Source organism: Ferruginibacter profundus, from assembly GCF_054783275.1.
The window spans coordinates 1,976,045-1,995,347 of the sequence record NZ_BAAGQW010000001.1; the positions used below are offsets into that span (position 1 = coordinate 1,976,045).

General features: G+C 39.5%; 15 protein-coding genes. 7 read left to right on the forward strand and 8 right to left on the reverse strand.

Translation table 11 applies throughout. The features are described 5' to 3' along the window. Positions 1 to 182 precede the first annotated feature (182 nt). On the reverse strand, positions 183 to 2,741 hold the full coding sequence (locus tag ACYVM0_RS08410; protein WP_460555337.1) for a WD40/YVTN/BNR-like repeat-containing protein: 2,559 nt from the start codon (positions 2,739 to 2,741) through the stop codon (positions 183 to 185). Positions 2,742 to 2,766: 25 nt separating this feature from the next. Here ACYVM0_RS08410 and ACYVM0_RS08415 point away from each other — a divergent pair, with 25 nt between their 5' ends. Then, positions 2,767 to 3,453, forward strand: a complete 687-nt coding sequence (locus tag ACYVM0_RS08415) for a toxin-antitoxin system YwqK family antitoxin (protein WP_460555340.1) — start codon at positions 2,767 to 2,769, stop codon at positions 3,451 to 3,453. Between the two features lie 12 nt (positions 3,454 to 3,465). Here ACYVM0_RS08415 and ACYVM0_RS08420 read toward each other — a convergent pair whose 3' ends face one another. The 3 genes from ACYVM0_RS08420 to ACYVM0_RS08430 all read right to left on the reverse strand — a co-directional run bounded on the left by ACYVM0_RS08420 (position 3,466) and on the right by ACYVM0_RS08430 (position 7,449). Beyond that, entirely contained in the window at positions 3,466 to 4,284 is an 819-nt protein-coding gene (locus tag ACYVM0_RS08420) for an alpha/beta hydrolase (RefSeq protein WP_460555343.1), read from the reverse strand. Positions 4,285 to 4,374: 90 nt separating this feature from the next. Beyond that, complete coding sequence (locus tag ACYVM0_RS08425; RefSeq protein WP_460555346.1) at positions 4,375 to 6,762, reverse strand: M1 family metallopeptidase; 2,388 nt, start codon at positions 6,760 to 6,762, stop codon at positions 4,375 to 4,377. 108 nt (positions 6,763 to 6,870) lie between these two features. Then, positions 6,871 to 7,449 (reverse strand): HupE/UreJ family protein, encoded by a 579-nt coding sequence (locus tag ACYVM0_RS08430; RefSeq protein ID WP_460555349.1) that lies wholly within the window; start codon positions 7,447 to 7,449, stop codon positions 6,871 to 6,873. A gap of 85 nt (positions 7,450 to 7,534) precedes the next feature. Here ACYVM0_RS08430 and ACYVM0_RS08435 point away from each other — a divergent pair, with 85 nt between their 5' ends. Then, on the forward strand, positions 7,535 to 8,062 hold the full coding sequence (locus ACYVM0_RS08435) for a DUF6702 family protein (RefSeq protein WP_460555352.1): 528 nt from the start codon (positions 7,535 to 7,537) through the stop codon (positions 8,060 to 8,062). A 9-nt stretch (positions 8,063 to 8,071) separates the two neighbouring features. Here ACYVM0_RS08435 and ACYVM0_RS08440 read toward each other — a convergent pair whose 3' ends face one another. Together ACYVM0_RS08440 and ACYVM0_RS08445 are read right to left on the reverse strand one after the other, a co-directional pair. After that, positions 8,072 to 9,370 carry a hemolysin family protein gene (locus ACYVM0_RS08440; protein WP_460555355.1) on the reverse strand — a complete coding sequence of 433 codons (1,299 nt, stop codon included), beginning with the start codon at positions 9,368 to 9,370 and terminating at the stop codon, positions 8,072 to 8,074. 4 nt (positions 9,371 to 9,374) lie between these two features. After that, a complete protein-coding gene (locus ACYVM0_RS08445) occupies positions 9,375 to 9,938 on the reverse strand; it encodes a phosphatase PAP2 family protein (protein ID WP_460555358.1) in 564 nt (187 codons plus the stop codon). A gap of 77 nt (positions 9,939 to 10,015) precedes the next feature. On the opposite strand from ACYVM0_RS08445, the gene ACYVM0_RS08450 reads away from it, so the two are divergent. After that, positions 10,016 to 12,034 (forward strand): LTA synthase family protein, encoded by a 2,019-nt coding sequence (locus ACYVM0_RS08450; RefSeq protein WP_460555361.1) that lies wholly within the window; start codon positions 10,016 to 10,018, stop codon positions 12,032 to 12,034. A 205-nt stretch (positions 12,035 to 12,239) separates the two neighbouring features. Then, the gene (locus ACYVM0_RS08455; RefSeq protein WP_460555364.1) at positions 12,240 to 14,219 is read left to right on the forward strand and encodes an LTA synthase family protein; all 1,980 of its coding nucleotides are present in this window, start codon (positions 12,240 to 12,242) and stop codon (positions 14,217 to 14,219) included. A 157-nt stretch (positions 14,220 to 14,376) separates the two neighbouring features. Here the strand turns inward: ACYVM0_RS08455 and ACYVM0_RS08460 are convergent, their stop codons facing one another. Beyond that, positions 14,377 to 15,117 carry a class I SAM-dependent methyltransferase gene (locus ACYVM0_RS08460; protein ID WP_460555367.1) on the reverse strand — a complete coding sequence of 247 codons (741 nt, stop codon included), beginning with the start codon at positions 15,115 to 15,117 and terminating at the stop codon, positions 14,377 to 14,379. Between the two features lie 189 nt (positions 15,118 to 15,306). Between ACYVM0_RS08460 and glmM the strand changes: the two genes are divergently transcribed. From glmM to ACYVM0_RS08475, 3 genes are all read left to right on the forward strand, one after another. Then, the gene (gene glmM / locus ACYVM0_RS08465; protein WP_460555370.1) at positions 15,307 to 16,686 is read left to right on the forward strand and encodes a phosphohexomutase domain-containing protein; all 1,380 of its coding nucleotides are present in this window, start codon (positions 15,307 to 15,309) and stop codon (positions 16,684 to 16,686) included. A gap of 75 nt (positions 16,687 to 16,761) precedes the next feature. Next, complete coding sequence (locus ACYVM0_RS08470) at positions 16,762 to 17,892, forward strand: cysteine desulfurase family protein (protein ID WP_460555373.1); 1,131 nt, start codon at positions 16,762 to 16,764, stop codon at positions 17,890 to 17,892. 15 nt (positions 17,893 to 17,907) lie between these two features. After that, on the forward strand, positions 17,908 to 18,144 hold the full coding sequence (locus ACYVM0_RS08475; RefSeq protein ID WP_460555376.1) for a hypothetical protein: 237 nt from the start codon (positions 17,908 to 17,910) through the stop codon (positions 18,142 to 18,144). A 111-nt stretch (positions 18,145 to 18,255) separates the two neighbouring features. Here the strand turns inward: ACYVM0_RS08475 and ACYVM0_RS08480 are convergent, their stop codons facing one another. Next, positions 18,256 to 19,248, reverse strand: coding sequence for a tryptophan 2,3-dioxygenase (locus tag ACYVM0_RS08480; RefSeq protein ID WP_460555379.1), 993 nt, complete (start codon positions 19,246 to 19,248; stop codon positions 18,256 to 18,258). Between the last annotated feature and the right edge of the window lie 55 nt (positions 19,249 to 19,303).

The following is a 19,303-nucleotide window of genomic DNA, read 5'->3' on the forward strand; positions in this document are numbered from 1 at the left end:
TTGACAAATTTTATACTTAAACAAAGTAATCTGCATTGCCAACCATAACATATGACTGGCAGCAGTATATAAAATGATTGATATCACCTTATTAAAAATCGTCAAAAACAATGCCACTAAGCAGTCACTTAGTGGCATTAAAAAGAAGGCAACCGGAAGTTGAACAATCAGTAATCAGTAAGTTATTGTTTTGCTTTTTCGTAAGCCGCCTGCACGGCATCTAACTTTGCAATAAAAATGCTGCGGCCATGCGTACCCACCACCAGTTCATTGTCTCTTTGCTGCACCGTAATATCATGCACCGGCACACGGGGTAAATTACCAATGGTCATAAATGATTTACCCATATCAAAGGAAACATACAAACCATTGTCACTGCCTGCATAAAGAATATTTTCTTTTTTGGGATCTTCTTTAATCACATTCAAAGGTTCAGCAGGCAGGTCGTTGCCCAATTGTATCCAGGTAGTACCATAATCTTCACTCACAAAAAGGTACGCTATAAAATTATCGTTGCGGTAGCCGTTTAATGTAGCATAAACCCTCGATTCTTTATATGCAGATGGTGTAACCCGGCTTACATACAAACCTTGCGGAACATTTTTTACCTGCACATTTATTTTTGTCCAGTTGTACCCGCCATCTTTGGTTACGTGTATATTGCCATCATCACTGCCAACATAAATTAACCCAAACTTTAACGGAGATTCCACAATGGTGGTTAAGGTGCCAAATGGAACTTTACCTTCATGTTTACCATTGGTTAAATCGCCGCTCAGTGTTTCTAATTTTTCTCCTTTATTTAAACTGCGGTGAAATTTATTACTGCCATAATAAAAAACATCCTGGCTGTGTTTACTCAACCATATGGGTGTTTGCCAGTTGTAACGCAATTTTGCTTCTCCTAAATCATGCATAGGGTGAATGCCGGCCCCTCTTCCGCCATCAGTATTTCTGCGGCTGTAAAAACCAAATTGCGAACCGGCATACACCGTTTTATTGTCTCTTGTATCCACCTGTACCTGCATGCCATCGCCTCCGCCAATTGCTTTCCAGCCATACGCATCAGGGCCATCTTCTTTTTCGGTTTCATCATCGTCGTCATCATTTGAAAAACCATTATTTAATTTACTGCTGCCAAACCAGGTGCCATTATCCTGCAGGCCTCCGTACACATTGTAAGGTTTTGCATCATCTGTGGCAATGCCATAAAACTGCCCTACAGGTATAGTGGCTACTTTAAACCAATGCTTACCATAATCGTAAGTGATATTGCAGCCACCGTCATTGCCTGCTATCCAATGCCCGTCACGTGCAGGATTTATCCAGCACGCATGCCAATCGGCATGTGTGGCATTTTTATCTGTTGATTTAAAAGTTTTACCGCCATCGCTGCTGTAAATGCAATTAAAGCCCAATACCACCACTTTATTTTCATCAGTAGCGGATAAACTCAGTTTGGCAAAATAATAACCGTAGGTACTGAAAGTACTCAGCTCTTTGGTATTCGTCTTTTTCCACGTAACACCGGCATCATCGCTGCGGTAAACTTCGCAACCAATAATACCTCCGTTTTGAAAACCATCATCGGCCACCAGCCATTCGTACACTGCTGTTGGTTTTACTTTATCATTCTTCACCAATTCTTTTACAGCTGCAGCACGGTATTTAGCATCAAAATTATTGCGTATCAAAAAGCTGTCTAATTTTTTATCATTTAATGCGGCAAAATTTTCTTTAGTGATATTTTTAAAATCATCAAGATTGTATTTTGTACTATCAATTTTTTTCTTTGCCGTATCAGGCTTTAAATTATTGTTATCGATAACGGCATACACAATGTTGGGATTTTTTTGAAACACTGCTACGCCTATCCTTCCTAATTTATCGCCGGTAGCAAATCCGCTACCGGGTAATGTGACAGGCTTCCAGCTATCACCACCATCAGTGCTTTTATAAATGGCTGATGTTTTACCACTTTCTTTCCAGTCGTAAGCCCTTCTCTCCCTGTACCAGGTGGTGGCATACAATTCCATCGGGTTTTGATTGTTGATATCCATTTCTACTGCACCGGTATTATCATCTACATACAAAGTTTGTTTCCAGGTTTTGCCACCATCTGTAGTTTTATACACTCCACGCTCTTTATTGGCAGAATATAAATGTCCCAATGCTGCTACCCACGCTATATTATCATTGGTGGGATGCAATACTATTTTACCAATATGCTGGCTTTCGGGCAAACCAAGGTATTGCCAGGTTTTACCATTGTCGTTACTTTTATACACCCCGATACCGCTGTACGAAGAACGGCTGCTGTTTACTTCGCCGGTACCCACCCAAATGGTTCCTGTTTTCCAGTTTACAGCCACATCACCAATAGTAAACGCATCTTCCTTATCAAAAATGGGGGTAAAGCTTAAACCATTGGTATGCGTATACCACAATCCCCCACTGGCATAAGCCACATAAAATTCCGTAGGGTCGTTAGGATTAGCTTCTATATCCACCACACGGCCATTCATTTGCACGGGACCAATATTACGAAATGCAATATTTTTCAAAACCGACCTGTCTTCCAGCAATTTTCTTTTTTGCAGCCCGTTTATTCTTTCAGCAGCCGGAGTTGGCTTAATTTGTGCATATACAGAATTAACACTTACAAGAAAAAGTAAAATTGTAAATTTGTTAAGCAGCAATCTGGTACTACGAAGTTGGTTGCCGGAAAGGTTTGGTAACATAAATAAAAATTAAATTGTATAAAAAATGAGAGTATTAAAAATACGGCAATTGTATTTATTGATCATCATTCAATTTTTGTTTTTGATGAATGGCGTTGCGCAATATAAAACTTATAAGATAAGTGAGAAAGGCGACACCATTAATGCTATCGATAAAAATGGTTTAAAACAGGGTAAATGGGTAGTGCATGTAGATGAGATACGTGGCGAACCGGGCTATGAAGAAGAAGGTATTTATAAGAATGATAAGAAAGAAGGTGTATGGCGCCTGTATAATTTAACCAGCGATTTAATTGGGGTGGAAAATTATAAACTGGGTGGCAAACATGGCATACAGCAATACTACACTTACCTGGGCGACCTGTACCGTGAAGAAAGCTGGAAAGGATATGATCCCAATTCGCCTTATGACACTATTGCCATTTATGGCACCGGCAGCAACGAAATTGTAGATTATAAAATTGTAAAAGCCGAGCAATACAGCGTAAAGCACGGCGAATGGAAGTATTATGAACCGGGCAGCGGCAGATTGATAAAACTTGAAAAATACGACCGTGGTTTATTAGAAAAACCCAATACAGCTGTAGCCGCAACCACAGCACCCGCTGCTGCTAAACCTAAAAAAGTAGAAAAGACCCCCGAAATGCTGGAATGGGAAAAGAAAAACAAAGGCAAGAAGAATGTAATAAGAGATGGCAAAACGGGAATGTAAAAAACTTCAGTTTTATTTTTGCTGATCGAAAAATCGTTTAAAAAAGTACAACTGAAATCCTACTGCATTTTCCCAATACGCCCAGTTATGTTCGCCGGGCCTTTCAATATAATCGTGTTGTATTTTTAACCCTTCCATTTTTTTATGCAGGAGGCGGTTGCCGTTAATAAAAAAATCATTTACGCCACAATCAACAATAATTTTTAAGGATGTGTTGGCATAGTTTTCAACCAGGTTAACCACAGAATAGTCGTGCCAGTTTTTTGCATAGGCAGTTGTGTCCCCGATACGCTTTATGATCTCAAAACGGTTCCTGCTTTCGCCCAGGTCCACTCCTCCGCTCATTGCGCCTGCCGCGCCAAAGATATCAGCATGGCGTAACCCCAAAAATAATCCGCCATGCCCGCCCATACTTAAGCCTGTAATAGCACGATGATTTTTATCGGGGATAGTGCGGTAATTTGTATCAATAAAATGCACCACTTCTGTGGCCACATAAGTTTCGTATTTATAAGTGCTGTCAACCGGGCTGTCGAAATACCAGCTGCTGTAACCGCCATCAGGACAAACAATAATTATCGCATTTCTATCCGCTTCTTCTTTTAAGCCCGGCACTTTAATGATCCAGTCGCTGTAACGGCCGCTGTAACCATGCAATAAATACACTACAGGAAAAGTATTTTTTTTCTTTTTATAACTGTCCGGTTTTATTACCACACAGTTGATTGATTGATGCATAGCATTACTATAAATAGCAACAGTATCAACAGTTGCAGCAATACCAGCTACAGCAATAAATATAACCACAAGCAATAGCATAATTTTCTTCATCGCAATAATTTATACGGCAAGATACAATTATCAGAAAATAAAAAAGCTGATCCGTTTCCCGGATCAGCTTTTTTATCAGTTACAATATTATTATTTAATTTCTTTTTGCATCGGGTTGCCTGCGCCACCTGCTGCACCTCTTGGTCCGCCGCCACGGCCGGCACCTTTAAACAACTGGAACTTGCTGGGTGTTTCCACTGCAGGCCATGTATTGTTAGCTTCATTAATATCGGCAGTTTCTCTCAATGGATCTAATTTAATAGATGCCACTTCTTTATCTTTCATAAATGCCTTCACCACTTTATTTTCATTCTTGCGCCATATCTGCACCGGTATCCTTTCAATTTCTTTTGTACCATCTTTATAGGTCCATTCAATAATGATCGGCATTACCAAACCGCCTTTATTACTAAAGGTTAATTCATAGATATTTTTTTTACCGGCAATTGCAAAACGTTCTGCTTCAGTAAAAGTATCTATCACTGCAGGAGGCATGGTAATAGTAAATGGTGTCGTATCTACTTTGGCCAATCCCCTGTCGTATCTCCAGTAAAAATCTCTTAAAGACTCATCGGCATCGGTTGCAAAAACAATATTTTTATCTTCCCTGTTTCTTCTTTTAGAAATATCATCAAAAGTATTTAAAAGAGGTTTTGCAACAGGCTGCATACTATTGTTATTGCCACCACCAAAACGTGGTGCTGCAGATTCTGTACTTAATGTGGCCCATTTTACTGTATCCAGTGAAATGTCACATGGTTCAGTTCCGTAAAACCATCCTCTCCAATACCAATCCAGGTCTTCGCCGCTGGCATCTTCCATTGTTCTGAACAAATCAGCAGGTGTAGGATGTTTAAATGCCCAGCGCCTTGCATACTCTTTAAAAGCATAATCAAACAGGTCTCTGCCCATGATCGTTTCTCTTAAAATATTCAAGCCGGTAGCAGGTTTACTGTATGCATTTGGGCCAAACTGGATAATATTTTCGCTGTTGGTCATGATCGGCTCCAGCTGATCTTTAGGGAGTTTCATGTAATCCACAATTTTATAGGCCGGGCCTTTGCTCACCGGGTATTTATTATCCCACAATTCTTCACTTAAATATTCTACAAAAGAATTCAACCCTTCATCCATCCATGTCCATTGCCTTTCGTCACTATTGATGATCATCGGGAAAAAGTTATGGCCTACTTCATGTATCACCACACCCAGCATGCCATTTTTTGTGCCTTCGCTGTAAGTACCATCTTTTTCGCAACGGCCAAAATTAAAACATATCATCGGGTATTCCATTCCGTTAGCAGCTTCTAAACTTTGCGCTACAGGGTATGGATAAGGAATGGTGAATTTTGAATACGTTTTAATAGTATGCGCCACTGCTTTGGTGCTGTATTTCCTGTATAAATTGTAAGCTTCTTTACCATAAGCACTCATGCACATTACTTTTTTGCCTTCCACTACGGCAGGCATTGCATCCCAAACAAATTTGCGTGAAGAACCCCATGCAAAATCACGAACCATGTCCGCTTTAAATATCCATGTTTTTTTTGCGGTGGATTTTGTTTTTTCTTTTGCGGTGGCTTCTGCAAGGTTTACAATTTCTGTTACATCAGTAGCAGTTTGTGCAGCAGTCCACCTTTTTAATTCTGTAGCAGACAGTACGGCAGCATAATTCTGGCATTGTCCTGTTCCCATGATCACATGATCAGCAGGCACAGTCATAGCCACTTTAAAATTACCAAAAGTTAAAGCAAATTCGCCGGTACCTGTAAACTGGTGGTTCTGCCATCCCTGGAAATCGCTGTACACACAAAGGCGTGGGTACCACTGCGTCATGGTATAAAGATCGTTACCATCTTCGGCAAAATACTCATAGCCTCCACGGCCCCCGTATTTGGTGCGCTCGATAATATTGTAATTCCAATCTATTTTAAAAATGAATTGTTGCCCCGGTTTTAATGGCTGTGGCAATTCCACTCTCATCATAGTTTTATTAACGGTGTATTTTAATAATTTACCGGTAGCATCAGCCACACGGGTAATATTATCGCCATATTCCCTGTCTTTATCCACTTTTCCGGTAAAGGCCTGGATAGAAGCTTCAGTGATCCTGGTAGGCATAATGCTGCTGTTATCATAGCCGGCATTATTTACAGAACTGTGAGAATTTTCATCTAACTGTAACCACAAATAAGTTAATACATCAGGAGAATTGTTGAAATACGTCAGGGTTTCTTTACCGGTTAAACGGCGGTTGGGTTCGTCCAGTTCGCAGGTGATATCGTAATCGCAACGTTGCTGCCAGTACTTTGGCCCCGGTGCGCCGCTTGCGGTACGGTATTCGTTGGGGGTGGGAAGAATGGTTCCCAATTGTTCAAACCGGTTGCCGTGGTTACTGCCAGGATTATTTTTGATATCCTGTGCACTAACAGCAAAAGCAACTGAAAATAAAATCACTAAGAAGGTTACTTGTTTCATGCTTTAGTTTATTGTTTGTGTTTAATGCCCCTGTCTGCTGATGAAGACTGCGGGGAAATTATATGGTATTTAGTTTCGGTTTTATTTTTTTTAATACACTGTACACGCTCAGAATATCCACCTGTGTACAACCATGTTTAGTGCTATACAAAAAGCTACAGACGATAATCCCCAAACCCACCAGCTTCTTTTGAGTTTTAGTGTATTCACCAGCACAAAGCTCAGTAGTAAAATGCCCAACACCACTACTATCTGTCCCAATTCCAAGCCGATGTTAAAAGCAAACAAGCTCCAGCCAATGCTTTGGTCTTTTGCCATCATATAGCGAATATAGTTGGCAAACCCAAGCCCATGTATCAATCCAAAGAACAAGGCAAGAAAATAATTTAACCGCAAAGATTTTGGTGTAAAATCCTTTTGTAAAAAATTAAATACCGCCGTAGCAACAATGGTACAGGGAATTAAAAATTCCACCCAGCTGTCATTTACAGTAACAATTTTATATACGCTTAAAGCCAATGTAAGCGAATGCCCGATGGTGAAAGCCGTTACCAGCACCAGCACCTGCCTCCAGTTACCCAATAAATAAATAGCACTTAATGCCAGCACAAACAGTATATGATCCAATGCATCCCAACTGATAATATGCTGCCAGCCTAATTTTAAATAAAATGTAAAATCCTGCATTAACGGCCTGTGGCTTGAATGTTTGTGTTAGTTTTGCTGTTCAAATATCTTTAAACTAGTTTTTAATACCTAATATCTTTGCTAAATGGTATCAATTTTATTTAAATGGTCTCTTTTTTTTAGCCTTGTAAATATACCCGTATTTTCAAATATAATACACGGTAAAGCTGCAAGCCATCCCATTTTTATGAGTGTTACCGAAATTGAACACAATGCAAAAGATAAAACACTGGAAATAAGCTGTAAGATCTTCACTGACGATTTTGAAAAAACATTACGCCAGGTTTATAAAACCACGGTTGACCTTATCAATCCGAAAGATAAAGCGGCAATGAATAAACTGGTGAGTGATTATGTGCAAAAACATTTAACGCTTACTGTAGATGGTAAAAAAGTGAGTTTGCAATTTATTGGCTACGAACAACAGGAAGAAGGTATATTGAGTTATTACCAGGTTAACAATATCACTGCAGTAAAAAAGATCGACATCACCAACAGCATCCTTTACGAATACAAGAAAGAGCAGATTGAAATTATGCATGTAACAGTGGGCGGAAACCGGAAAAGCACCAAACTCAGTAATCCTGATGATAAGGCCAGTTTTGACTTTTAATGTTACCTGTTACTCATCCATCTCTTCTTTGATCTCTTCTGATATTTTCACTAACAGCTTATCAATCCTTTGCCCGTCCATATCAATGATCTCAAAGTCAAAGCCCCGCCAGTCAAATGTTTCACCGGTTGCAGGAATATGCTCCAGTTCATGTAAAACAAACCCCGCCAAAGTATCAAAATCGTGTTCGGCCTCATTCATCCAGTCGGTTTTTTCAAACCGGCTTAAAAAATCATAAAAAGGAATTTGTGCGTCTACTAAAAAAGTACCGTCGGCCCTTTCAATAATTTCATATTCATCCTGCCCGGTTTGCGGCACATCACCCACAATCGCTTCTAAAATATCATTCAGCGTTATCATGCCTTCCAGCGTGCCATATTCATTTACAATAAAACAACCATGAATTTTTGTTTCTTTAAATTTTTCCAGTAACTGGTAGGCAGTATTATTTTCGGGCACAAATAAGGCAGGCTTTGCAATATCTTTCAGCAGCATATCAGGTGATGCTTTCAGCAGGTCTTTTACGCTGATGATCCCCTTGATATTGTCTACCGTTTCTTCACAAACAGGATAGCTGGAATAAATAACCGTATCCATTTTATCTTTTACCTGCTGTACCGTTTCGCTGCCATCAAACCAGGCAATATCAGTACGGTGTGTCATCAGCGATGTAATATTCCTGTCGCCCAAATGAAACACCCTTTCAATAATTTCCTTTTCTTCTTCCTCAATAGTGCCATGCTCGCTACCTTCGGTGATCATGGCTTTTATCTCTTCTTCTGTTACGGCATTATCGTTAGATGTTTTTACATTGATCACCTTAAAAAATAAATACGATATTTTGGAAAGCAGCCATACGATCGGAAGAGTGATGGTAGATAAGAAATTCATAGGGGCTGCAACATGGCGTGCAATTTTTTCAGCCTGTAGCATGCCCAGCCTTTTAGGTATCAGTTCTCCGAAAATGATGGATAAAAAAGTAACCACCACAACTATTAGTACGGTTGAAATAGTTTCAGCATAAGGCTTAAAAAAATCTACCCCTGCAATATATGGCTCCACATAGGGCCCCAATTTCCGTTCTGCATAAACACCCGATAAAATAGCAATAAGCGTGATGAATATTTGTGCCGTAGCCAAAAACTTCTCCGGATTTTCAGAAAGGGCAAGGGCCACTTTAGCTTTGGTATCGCCTTTATTTGCCAGGCCTTCCAGCCTTGCTTTTCTGGCACTTACCAGGGCTATCTCACTCATCACCAAAAGACCATTCAGGATAATCAGTAAAATTAAAATAATTAATGGACCCATAATTTTATACTAAACCGTAGTTTCTGTTAAACGATTTTCCGGACAAATATCCGATAAGTATTCCAATAAGTGCTCCGCAGGTTACATCTAACGGGTAATGCACCCCTACATACACCTGCGCAAAGGAGATTAAAAATGCCCATAAAAGAAACAACAGGGGCCATTTGCCAAACTGTTTTTCGAGGGTCACATATAAAAACATTCCCATAGCAAAATGGTTGGTGGCATGGGAGGAGGTAAAGCTGCTGCTCTGTGGCCGGTATCCCACTAAAACCCTTACCCAGCCTGCAATAGAAGGCTCATTACAAGGCCGTAACCTGATGATGTGCTCTTTAATGATTGAGCTGCTTACAAAATTTGCTGTTGCAACAGTAACCCCAAAAAACAGTACCCACCACCAGCCGTTTTTTCTATAATTTATGGTCACCAGCAGCAGTAAAAAAAGATAGAGGGGGTACCACATTTCGGCATTCCTCAGCAGCGGCATCAGCCAGTCAAAAAACCCGTTCTGCCAGTTATAGTTGATATGTTTAAACAAATCCAGGTCGTATGATAACAATTGCTTCATTAAATCTAAGGTGAGTGTTAAATTACAATCACCCAAAAATAATTAAACTAATTTAGCAGCCTGATAAAATAACCCGAATGCTTTTTTTACAAAGAATACCTAAGTTATTACGCTGGATATTTTCTGTGGTGATCATCCTGCTGGTTACCATGACCATCTTCCGTTTCATTTTCTACTGGAAGTACAATCCACCCGGTAAAGCATTTTCCGGCTCTGCATTTTTAATGGGCCTGCGTTTTGATGCCAGGATTGCCTGTATTATCGGATTGGCCATGATGCTGCTCACTTTCATCCCTGTATTAAACCCGTTTAAAAATACCAGTGCCAAAAAACTATGGAATTTTTTATTGCCCCTGGTGTTTGCCATATTGGTATTATTTTATTTTATCGATTTTTACCATTTTGATTATTTACACCAAAGGTTAAATGCCAGCGTATTAAATTATTTGCAGGATGCCGGCATTTCCTTCAGCATGATGTGGCAAACTTATCCATTGGTAAAAGCCACTGTGGTACTCATCATTCTCCTGATTGCCGCAAGATTTCTTTTTGGCAGGTTATTGGCAAACTATTTACACCAGGATAGTTTTTATAAGAGGAAAGGCACCTTAGTATATGTTACCAGTTTTATTATACTGGCACAAATCATCGTGGGTAAAATTGTAGTAAGGCCGGGGCAATTTCCATTACGCTGGAGCGATGCTTTTAATTTGTCGGATGATTTTAAATCCAATCTTGCACTCAATCCTTTTCAGAGTTTTTTCAGCACTTTAAGTTTCAGGAATTCATCTTTCGATATAAAAAAAGTAAGGGCAGATTACGATTTGATGGCAAGCTATCTGCAGGTGCAGCAACCTGACAGTACGCTATTAAATTTTGAAAGAAAATACAACAGCGCCGATTCAACTGCTAACAAACCCAACGTGGTGTTAGTGATCTGCGAAAGTTTCAGTGCATACAAAAGCAGCATGTATGGCAATCCTTTAAACACCACCCCCTTTTTTAATGAGATAAGTAAGAATGGTGTATTCTTCGACCGTTGCTTTACACCTGCCTACGGCACCGCACGTGGCGTTTGGGCCACCATTACAGGCATACCTGATGTGGAAAGCCCGAGCACCGCCAGCCGCAACCCCAATGCTGTAAACCAGCACACGATCATCAATAATTTTAACGGCTACAACAATTATTATTTTTTGGGCGGCAGTGCTACCTGGGCCAATATCCGTGGATTGCTCACCAACAATATCAGTGGCGTTCATTTATATGAACAGGGCGATTATAAAGCCAGTGATATTGACGTATGGGGCATAAGCGATAAAAATCTTTTTTTAGAAGCCAACAAAGTATTGAAAGAACAAACCAAACCTTTCTTCGCCGTTATTCAAACTGCAGATAACCACCGGCCTTACACCATACCCAAAGAAGATGAAGGGGCATTTAAAAAGATCTCCTTTTCAACCGACTCTTTAAAACGTTTTGGATTTGAAAGCAATGAAGAGATGAATGCTTTTCGCTATACCGATTTTGGTTACCAGCAATTTATTGAAGCGGCAAAAAAAGAAAAATATTTTGATAACACCATTTTTGTTTTTGTTGGCGATCATGGTATAAGAGGCAGTGCAGGAGATATGTTTCCCAAAAGCTGGACGGAGCAAGGCCTTACCTGCGAGCATGTGCCACTGCTTTTTTATGCACCTAAATTATTGCAACCTAAAAGAGTGCATGATGTTTGCAGCCAGGTAGATATTTTACCCAGCGTGGCATCCTTGGCAAAAACGCCATACCGCAATAATACTTTTGGAAGAAACCTGTTTGATACACTGGTGCCGCTTTCAGCATACCAATCAATTTTAAAGGGAGAAAAATTTGCTTTCGTTATAGACCATGACGTAAAAACGATCGGGCTCATTTCTAACCAGTATTATTTTCTTAAAAATTTAAAATCAGGAAAGGAAGATTTTGTATCGATAATTAATAATAACCCGGTTGAAAAAAATCCGCAATCAGACAGTACCCGGAATTATTTATCCCGGTTAACAGATGCCTATTACGAAACAGCTAAATATTTAATGCTGAATAATAAGAAGAAGTGAGGTAGAGTTACGGGTTAAAAAAGTTACGGGTTAATTATTGTGTCGAAACAAACTTCGCAAACAATAATTAACAAAAACACCCCGTAACCCGTAACTTTAGCAAGCCTGCAAATATAAAGCCGCCTACCCTTTGTCATTATAAAACTGCATTTCTCCCTATTGATTATTATATTCGCACTCGTTTAAATCCTGGGCAATACACAACATGAGAAAATGGAAAGTTTCAAAAACCATTCAGTGGATAATAAAATTGTTTATTATTTACCTGTGTATGTTTACGGCCTTCCGTATTGCCACTGCCTTTCTTTTTAAACCCAAAACTATTGGTGTAATAGAACTGGTGCCATCATTCTGGCTGGGGCTTAAATACGATCTGCGCTGGATCGCCATTGTACTCTCCCCCATTATTGTATTGTCGATATTTAAAAGATTTTCACCATTTCACTCAGCCCGTACAAAAAAATTGTGGACGATCTATTTAGCCATTGTCACATTGGTCATCATGTTTTTTTATGGTGCCGATTTTGGTAATTTCAGTTACAACCACACCCGTATAGGTGCCAGTGCTTTAAATTTTAAGGACGACCCGTACGAAATGTTCCGCATGGTGTGGCAATCTTATCCTATTGTATGGATATTGATCGGGCTGGGTATTGCAGTATTCTTCACAGCAAAATTATTCCGTAGCACTCATGGTTCCGTTGATGCCAATAATTACTGGCACAAGTTTGAATACAAACGCCGTTGGTATTTACTGGCTCTATTAATGATGTTTTGGTTTGTGTATGGCTTTTTACAACTGAAACCATTAACACGGCAGGATGCTTACAAGCTGAATGATAATTTTAAAAGTTACCTGGCATTGAACCCTTTCCAGAATTTTATTACTTCTTTAAAGCAACGCAGGCCCGATTTTAATACCAGCGGTGCAGCAAAATATTATAAAGATATTGCCGGTTACCTGCAGCTGGATTCATTGACAGAATCAAAATTTAACTACGAAAGAACCATGCTGCCCAACAGCCACGGGCTGGAAAGTAAACCCAACGTAGTATTGGTGCTTTGCGAAAGCTTCAGCATGTATAAGAGCAGTATGAGCGGCAACAAACTCAACAGCACGCCTTACTTTAATGAGTTGTGTAAGAATGGTATTTTTTTCGATCATTGCTTTACGCCCACTTTTGGTACTGCCAGGGGAATTTTTGCTACTATCACCGGCATACCCGATGTGCAGTTGGCAAAATTTTCCACCCAAAATCCTGAAGCAGTAAATCAACAAACCATTATCAATAATTTTGAAGGCTACAATAAATTTTATTTTATAGGGGGCAGAAGCCAGTTCAATAATTTCAGGGGACTGATGAGCAATGTAGATGGCATTGATATTTATGAAAAGGGAAAATATAAATCGCCGGAAATAAATGTATGGGGTATCAGTGATAAAGATCTTTTTGCAGAAGCCGGTGATGTGTTGAAACAACAGAACAAACCCTTCTTTGCAGTGATTCAAACGGCACATAACCACCGGCCCTTTATGTTACCGCCGGATGAAAAAGAATTTACCTGCGAAAAAGTAGATAAAGAAACCTTAGCTAAAAATGGTTTTGAATCGCAGGAAGAATACCAGGCTTTTTGTTATACCGATTTTTGTTTTAAGAAATTTATAGAGTCTGCAAAACAACAGCCTTATTTCAATAATACCATCTTTGTTTTTGTAGGCGACCATGGTGTGGAAGGTGAATCAGGTGCTGTATATCCCAAAGCATGGAACTCTCATCGCCTGAGTGATGAACATGTGCCCTTGTTGTATTATGCGCCTTCATTATTACAACCACAAACCTATCACTACACTGTTTCACAAATTGATTTACTACCCACGCTTGCGGGCATGATACATCAACCTTACACCAATACTACCCTGGGAAGAGATGTGATCAATCAGCCGGAAATTTTTCATGCCGCATTTATCATTCATCACGATGAAGGTAATATTGGTATCATCACTGATGATTATTACTTTGTAAAAAATATCAACATTACCCAGCAGGAATTAGTGCCGGTTAAAGACGGGCTTCCACCGCTGACCACACAGCAATCCGATTCGATCAAAAGTAAATTATCACAGCTAACCTCTGCCATTTTTGAAACCAGTAAATGGATGTTGGTGAATAACCGGAAGAAATGATAGCGTGAGTGGTGTGGCGTGAGCGACACTCTGAACCTTTAAGGTTTATTCAATTGATTAAGCGCTTACCGGTTTAATTTTAAAGGATGTTATTTATGGGCTGCTTGTTTTGCAGCAACTTAATCAGAAAGGACACTCCCGATTCACCACTCAGGTCTCACGACTTTTTTGCTATCATTATCAGCCTGGGCGTTGCTCTTACATCGTAATTAGCAAAATTATAATCGCCAAAAACTTCCTGTATCTGCAAGCCCTGGTAGGCAAACATGTCAGTAAAATCACCTAAGGAAAATTTAGCCACTTTTTCTGTATAGATCATTGGCTCATGATGCATGGCCTCGTCTTCAATAATTATTTTTTTATAAAAATGTGTTTCATCATACCATTTGGTGATCAAAAAATTCACCCCTTCAATTTCTTTTTCTGACTGGTGTACCAAATGATCTTCGGCATAATGCACATTCAAATAATCCATTACAAATGTACCGCCTGGTTTTACAGCCTGTGCAATTGTTCTTATGGCATTATCATGTTCACGGCGGGTCTTAAAATAGCCAAAACTGGTAAAAAAATTAAACGCATAATTAAAATAATTGATCCAGAAAGGCAGGCGCATATCGTGGCGGTAAAAATGGAGGTTACCGGCTTCATGTTGCAAAGCTTCGTTAATGCTGTCTTCGCTAAGGTCGATACCGGTAACATCAAACCCTTTACCTGCCAGCTGAATGGAATGACGGCCTTTACCGCAAGCCACATCCAGCATGGTACTACCGCATTCCGGCTTCAGGTAATCAATCAGTTTATCTACAAATGCAGCCGCCTCATTTTCATCTCTTTTAAAGTAAAGCTGATGATAATAAGGCGAATTGAACCAGTCTTTAAACCAGGGCTGTTGCATAGCTGCAAAGTTACGGGTTAAAAGGGTTACGGGTTAATAAGTTACAGGGTAAAAAAGTTACAGGTCAATTATTGTTAGCGAAAATTATCTGGCAGAACAATCAACAACAAAAATAACCCGTAACCCGTAACCCGTAACTTATTAACCCTTAACTTTTCTTATCTTTGCCCTCCCTAAAACACGAAGCGTATGGCACTGATAAAAAGCATATCCGGAATAAGAGGCACTATCGGCGGAAAAACAAATGATAACCTTACTCCGCTCGACATAGTTAAATTTTCTGCAGCATATGGCAGCTGGCTGATGCAGCAAAGCAATAATAATAAAATAGTTATTGGAAGAGATGGCAGGATAAGCGGAGAAATGGTGAGCAGCCTTGTAGTAAATACTTTATTGGGATTAGGATTGAATGTGATTGATCTCGGATTGAGCACCACTCCTACTGTTGAAATGGCAGTAAAATTTGAAGCAGCAGCCGGCGGCATCATACTAACGGCAAGCCATAACCCAAAAGAATGGAATGCTTTAAAATTACTGAATAATAAAGGCGAATTCATCAGTAGTGATGAAGGCAAATTAATTCTGGACCTGGCTGCCGGCGAAGATTTTAATTTTGCTGCTGTAGATAAATTAGGCTCTTATACAAAAGACGACAGCTTATTACAGAAACATATAGATGCAGTGGTAAATTACGCACTGGTGGATGTTGCGGCTATTAAAAAAAGTAAATTCAAAATTGTTATAGATGCAGTTAACAGTACCGGCGCTATTGCAGTACCTGCTTTATTAAAAGCATTGGGTGTAAAAGATATTGTGGTGATCAATGAAGAAGTAAATGGCAAATTTGCCCATAACCCCGAACCATTACCAGAACACCTGACTCAATTGAGCAACGAAGTAGTTAAGGAAAATGCATCTTTAGGTATTGCTGTTGACCCCGATGTGGACCGCCTTTGTTTTGTATGCGAAGATGGCAGTATGTTTGGCGAAGAATATACTTTAGTGGCCGTTGCTGATTATGTGTTAAGCCAAAGAAAAGGCAATACGGTAAGCAACATGTCTTCTACAAGAGCATTGAAAGATGTGACCATAAAACATGGCGGCGAATACTTCCCCAGTGCGGTAGGTGAAGTGAATGTGGTAAATAAAATGAAAGCGGTAAATGCTGTGATTGGTGGCGAAGGGAATGGCGGCATTATTGTTCCTGACCTGCATTACGGAAGGGATGCATTGATTGGCATTGCTTTATTCCTTACACATTTAGCCAACAGCAAAAAAAGTATCAAACAATTACGCAATACCTATCCTGATTATTTTATGAGCAAAAATAAAATTGCCCTGGAAAATGGTACTGATGTAAAAGAGATATTTGAAAAGATAAAAGCAAAATATAAAAACCAGCCGATCAATACCGAAGATGGTTTAAAGATTGAATTTGATACCGACTGGGTACATTTGCGTACCAGCAATACCGAACCCATCGTTCGTATTTATGCTGAAAGTAATTTTGAAACCACTGCCGATAATATTGCTAAAAGATTGATGCAGGATATCGGGCAGATGATGTAAGAGAAGTTGATGGTTGATAGTTCATAGTCAGCCTTCACGTATACAGATCTCACCATGAACAATGAACCATTAACCATGAGCCAAAGAATTTATTTCGACAACGCCGCCACTACCGCACTTGATCCACAAGTACTGGAAACCATGATGCCTTACTTAACTGAAAAGTTCGGAAATCCCTCTTCTATTTATTCCTATGGAAGAGAAACCAGGATGGCTATAGAAGCCGCCAGGAAATCGGTTGCTAAAATTTTAAATGCACACCCTGCAGAAATATTTTTCACCAGTGGCGGTACCGAAAGCAGCAACACTGCTATTACTGCTGCGGTAAGAGATTTAGGTTGTAAACATATCATCACTTCGCCAATAGAACATCATGCCGTATCACACTCCGTTGAACATGCAGATAATTTAAACATTGCAAAAGTGAGCTATGTAAAATTATTACCCAACGGTCATGTGGATATTGAAGACCTGGAGAAATTATTAGCCGGCAGCAACGAAAAAACACTGGTTACTTTAATGCATGCCAATAATGAGATTGGTAATATTTTAGATATTCATGCAGTAGGAAATTTATGCAAATTATACAATGCTATTTTTCATAGTGATACTGTACAAACAGTTGGCCACTTCCCTTTCGATTTGAGAAATACTCCGGTGCATTTTATTACCGGCGCTGCACATAAATTTCACGGACCAAAAGGTGTGGGCATGTTGTACATCAACGAAAATGTAAAAATAAAACCCTTTGTGCATGGTGGCTCGCAGGAGCGTAACATGCGTGCAGGTACAGAAAACCTCTATGGCATTGTAGGCTTTGCCAAAGCTTTGGAAATAGCTACGGCAGGCTATGAAGAGGATAGTGCTTTCATCGGTACGTTAAAGTATTACATGATGGATGAACTGAAAAAAAATATTCCCGGTGTTGCTTTCAATGGCGATACATTAGGCAGGAGTCTATACACCGTTCTCAGTGTAAGTTTTCCCAAAACAGAAAAATCAGAAATGATCCTGTTCAATATGGACATTAATAATATTTGTGCCAGCGGCGGTAGCGCCTGCACCAGTGGCGCCGACCAGGGCAGTCATGTTATACGTGCCATCAACAACAATCCTAACCAGGTAACAGTGCGTTTTAGTTTTAGTAAACATAATACTAAGGCGGAGGTAGATGCGGTGGTGGAGAAGTTGAAGAGTTTGGTGTAAATTCTTACTACCGATATGGAACCCTCTACGGAAAAAAGAATTATTACAATACTTTACATTACAGCAGGCATTTTTTTGCTTGTTGGAATATACATGTACAAATTTGGTATAGTTGCTACAAGAGAAGCAATTCCAGGTGGAGGAACAAGAGATACTTTACCCTATTCGTTTAATGGTAAAGGCCTCATCATTGTAGGTTTTATATTTGCCTTGTATGCAGCTCTACTTAATTATCAACGTAAGAAAAAATAAAACGCTCATTAAGACAAATTCTTTTCAACAGAATAAAATTATTGGACTTTTATCGAATCAGAAAATCAAAAAATTTGCCTTTGGCAAATTGAATTCGCCACAGGCGAATTCCTACGAATATCCTAAACGCACCACTAACTCTTTCGGCAACACCGGCAACTGTCTTCTGTCAATTAAAAAACTATTCAACTGTGCCAGCTCTTTAAAAATATAATGCTTATCCATGGCGCCTTTTAAATAACCGGCACCGGTACTGCCGCCGGTACCAATACGGGTACCAATCATACGCCGCACCATATTAATGTGGCGGTTGCGCCAGTTGCCCAACTGATTGTCAATTTCCAATAAGGTATCTAATAATTGAAAAGGCAATTCCAGCATGGGATAACCCCGATACAACATAATGAACAATGCCGCACGGCAGGCTTTGGGTGTAAGGTTTCTCTCTGCATGGGCCGGTGCATCAGTAAAAACAGCAGCAAAAAATTCAGCGTTATTTTTTTCTGCTTCTGCCAGGCTGTTTACATATACTTGCTGGTAATTATTCCAGAATTCAGTTGTAATAAAAGGCATTCTTTCTAACCAGGCATTGATCAATTCTAAAACTGATTTACCATTCTCGGCATCTTTAATAACAGCAATATCTTTTTCTTTTAATTGAGAAGTATAATAATTTTGTCCGTGGCGTTGGTCAAATTTTAAGCCCAGTTTTGCCTCCAGTATTTTAAACTGGTAACTCTGAAACCCGGATGCAGGGCGCAACATATCACGGAAATCTAAAAAATCCATTGGCGTCATCGTTTCCATAATATCTATCTGCTGCACCAATACTTTTAAAATAGTTGTTACTCTTTTTAAACGATGTACCACAGTTTGCATCTCTGGCGAATTATCATTCAATGTTGGTTTATCCATAATGGCAATCACCGAATTCACTTCAAACAAAATTTGTTTGAACCACAATTCATACGCCTGGTGAATGATGATAAAAAGCATTTCATCATGCGCAGGAATTTTTCCTGCTTTAAAACTTTCGGGATCTTGTGCACCGGTAATTTTTTCTAACTGCAAATAGTCGCCGTAATACACCGCTTTATTTTCCATAACCATTGTTTTTGGTGCAGCAAACTTACATAAATGTATTGCTGCAAAAAATGTT